The organism is Actinomycetota bacterium (assembly GCA_036280995.1).
Classification (GTDB): domain Bacteria; phylum Actinomycetota; class CALGFH01; order CALGFH01; family CALGFH01; genus CALGFH01.
The window spans coordinates 1-3,017 of sequence record DASUPQ010000328.1 but is presented as its reverse complement, the minus strand read 5'-3'; the positions used below and the strand labels follow the sequence as shown (position 1 = coordinate 3,017).

Here is a 3,017-nt window from a genome sequence, read left to right as displayed (position 1 = left end):
GCAGCCGGTGGTCAGCGCCAGTGCTGCCACCTCATGGAGGTGGCACATGTCACTCGGTGGAGGTTGTCCATGCTCTCACAGAACCGGCGCCACCCTCCTAACGGCGCTGGCCGTTTGACGACGTACCCGAGGCTGGGGTGGCGCCGCTCGCCGCCGCGAACGCCTCCTCGACCGTCAGCCGGCCGGGAGGCGTACGGGGCGCGACCACGGTCCGGTGGTTGCCTTCGTCCACCACCCTGAGCGACGCCCCGTATCCAGCCCGCTGCAGGGCGGCCAGGAAGCGACGGCCGTCGGCAAGGAGAGCATCGGCGTCACCCGCCACCAGCCGTGCCTCGAGCCGGCGGTTGCCGCCGAGCCGGGTGTACGGGTTGCCGGCGGCCCAGGCCCTCGGCACCTCGGCCGGGGGGCCGCCGAAGAACCGGATCGTCCGGGCATTGACGTACCGGGGGTTCACCACCCGCCCGGGCGCGACCGGCCAGCCGTAGAACCCGGCCACGCCGATCAGGACGTCGGGGAGGGCGGACACCCGATGCTGCGGGCAGCCATCCCCGAGATCGTCGCCGGCGACGGCCACCACGGCAGCCAGCAGGGCGCCGTCCGACCAGCCGAGCAGGGCGATCCGCCCCGGATCGCCTCCGAACCTCGCGGCCGAGGCGCGGGCGAAGCGGACCGCGCAGGCTGCTTCCTGGTAGGAGCGCGGCCAGCCCCCGCCGCGGTCGACACCCGTCCAGTCGGCGTTGAAGACCACGGCGCCCCGGGCGGCGATCGCCTCGGCGAGCGGTGTGAGATCGTCCTTGCTGCCGCAGCAGCCGTGGAGGAGCACGAGCACCGGCTGGCGGGCAACACCCGCCCGAGCATGGACGTCGAGCTCCGCCCCTGAGGTGTAGGCGATCCCGCTGACCATCGTGACCTCGGAGGCAGGTGGTGGCGATCCGCAGCCGGCCACCAGCAGCGGAACCAGCGCGGCCAGGACCAGCCGGCGGCGCCGGCGGCCGTCGTCCCACCCGCTCATCCCCGCGCGCCCGTTCCCGCCGATCGCTCGGCGCAGACCGGGTCGTCCTGGGGCAGCAGTCCGACGAGCTCCCACTCCCGCCGATAGAGGCCACGGTTGGCGATGCGGCACGCGCGGGCCTGCCATGACCTGAAGTCGACGTCCCAGACCACCACGTCGCCGTCGGCGCCGGCCGAGGCGAGGGTGCGGCCATCACCGCTGAAGGCGAGGCTCCGCACGCCGTCGGAGTGGGCGGCGATCGGGTCGCCGAGCTGCTGCGAGGTCGGGAGGTCCCAGAGGATGACGGAGCCGTCCGCGCCGCCCGAGGCGAGGGTCTGGCCGTCCGGGCTCAGGGCGACGGCGTGGACCTCGTCGGTGTGCCCGCCCAGCTGGGTCGCTGGCAGGGACTGGTGACGGCCCTTGGCGATGTCCCAGACCGCGACCACGTCGTCGGCGGTCCCGGCCAGCAGCCGGTCGCGCAGCCGGTCGCGCGGGCCGAAGGCGAGGGTGTACACCGGGCTCGTGGCATCAGTCAGCTGCTCGCCGGGGCGTTGCGGGTCGCCGATGTCCCACAGCCAGATCGTCCTGTCCAAGCCGCCCGACGCCAGCCTGTCGCCGTCGTGGGGGTCGAAGGCCAGGCTCAGCACCCTGTTGGTGTGGCCACGCAGCGGCGCGCCGAGCGGCTGCCCGCTGCGCGCGTCCCACAGCCGGACGGTCTTGTCGGCCCCGCCGGAGGCCACGGTCCTGCCGTCGGGGCTGAAGGCGACCGCGAGGACGGCGTGGGGCTCGTGGCCGGGCAGCGTCGCCCGGAGCCGCCCGGTCCTCGCGTCCCACAGCAGGATCCGCCCCTCCCAGCCACCGGATGCGATGGTCTGCCCGTCGGGGCTGAACGCGACGCTGGTGACCTCGTACCTGTGGCCCCTGAGCGGAGGGGCGATCGGGGTATGCGTCCTCCAGTCCCAACGCCTGATCGTCGAGTCGTCTGCGCCGGCGACCAGCAGCCGGTTGTCGGGGCTGACGGCGACGGCGTTGAGCGGGCCCGCGCCGCCGGCGATCCGCCGGCCGAGGCGCTGGCGCCGGTCGACGTCCCAGAGGACGACCGTGCGGTCGTTGCTGGCGGAGGCCAGGGTGCCGTCCTTGGCGAACACCACTCCCCGTACCGACTCGGTGTGGCCGGTCAGGGGCGCGCCCAGCCGCCTGCCGGTGCCCGGGTCCCAGAGCAAGATCACGTGGTCCCGACCGGCGGAGGCGAGCACGCGGCCGTCGGGGCTGAAGGCGAGCCCGAACACCCGCTGCCGGTGGCCGGTCAGCGGGTCCCCGACCGGCTTGCGGGTACGGGCGTCCCACAGCATGACCGTGCGGTCCTCGCCGCCCGATGCCAGGGTTCGGCCGTCGGGGCTGAAGGCGACAGCTCGGATCGGCTCGCGGTGGCCCCGGAGGGGTGCGCCCAGCCGCCTGCCGGTGCGGGGGTCCCAGAGCAGGATCGTCCTGTCGTCGCCGCCCGAGGCCAGGATGCGGCCGTCGGGGCTGAAGACGAAGCTGTAGAGCCGCTTGCCGTTGGCGTCCAATGTGCGCGCGACCTGGCCGGCGCCGACGTCCCACAGGACGATCCTGCCGTGCTCCCCTGCCCAGGCAAGCGTGCGGCCGTCGGGACTGAAGGCGACCGTGCGCACCCGGTCGACGCCGCCGGGCAGGGGGGCGCCGATCGGCTGTCCGCTGCGCGCGTCCCAGCGCCACACCAGGCCGTCGACGCCGCCGGCGGCGATGGTGCCGCCGTCGGGGCTGAAGGCGACGGTGCCGACCGGCTGTGTCGGCCCGGTGAGGGGCGGTTCGATCGGCGTGCCGGTCGACAGGTCCCACCGCCGCACCGTGTTGTCGGCGCTGCCGGTGGCCAGCATGCGACCGTCCGGGGTGACCGCGATGGCAGCGACGAAGCTGGTGTGCCCGTGCAGGAAGGCCGTGACCCGGGGGTTTCGCTCGAGCGCCGCCAGCAGGCTGCTGCGGGCCTCCACGGTCGGCTGGAGCC

Annotated in this window: 2 protein-coding genes; both read right to left on the bottom strand. The window is 74.6% G+C overall.

From position 1 onward, the window contains the following. Positions 1 to 97: 97 nt before the first annotated feature. Complete coding sequence (locus VF468_11195) at positions 98 to 1,012, bottom strand: alpha/beta hydrolase (protein HEX5878869.1); 915 nt, start codon at positions 1,010 to 1,012, stop codon at positions 98 to 100. Continuing rightward, on the bottom strand, positions 1,009 to 3,017 hold a 2,009-nt coding region (locus VF468_11190), incomplete at its 5' end, for a WD40 repeat domain-containing protein (GenBank protein HEX5878868.1). The genes VF468_11195 and VF468_11190, both read right to left, overlap by 4 nt.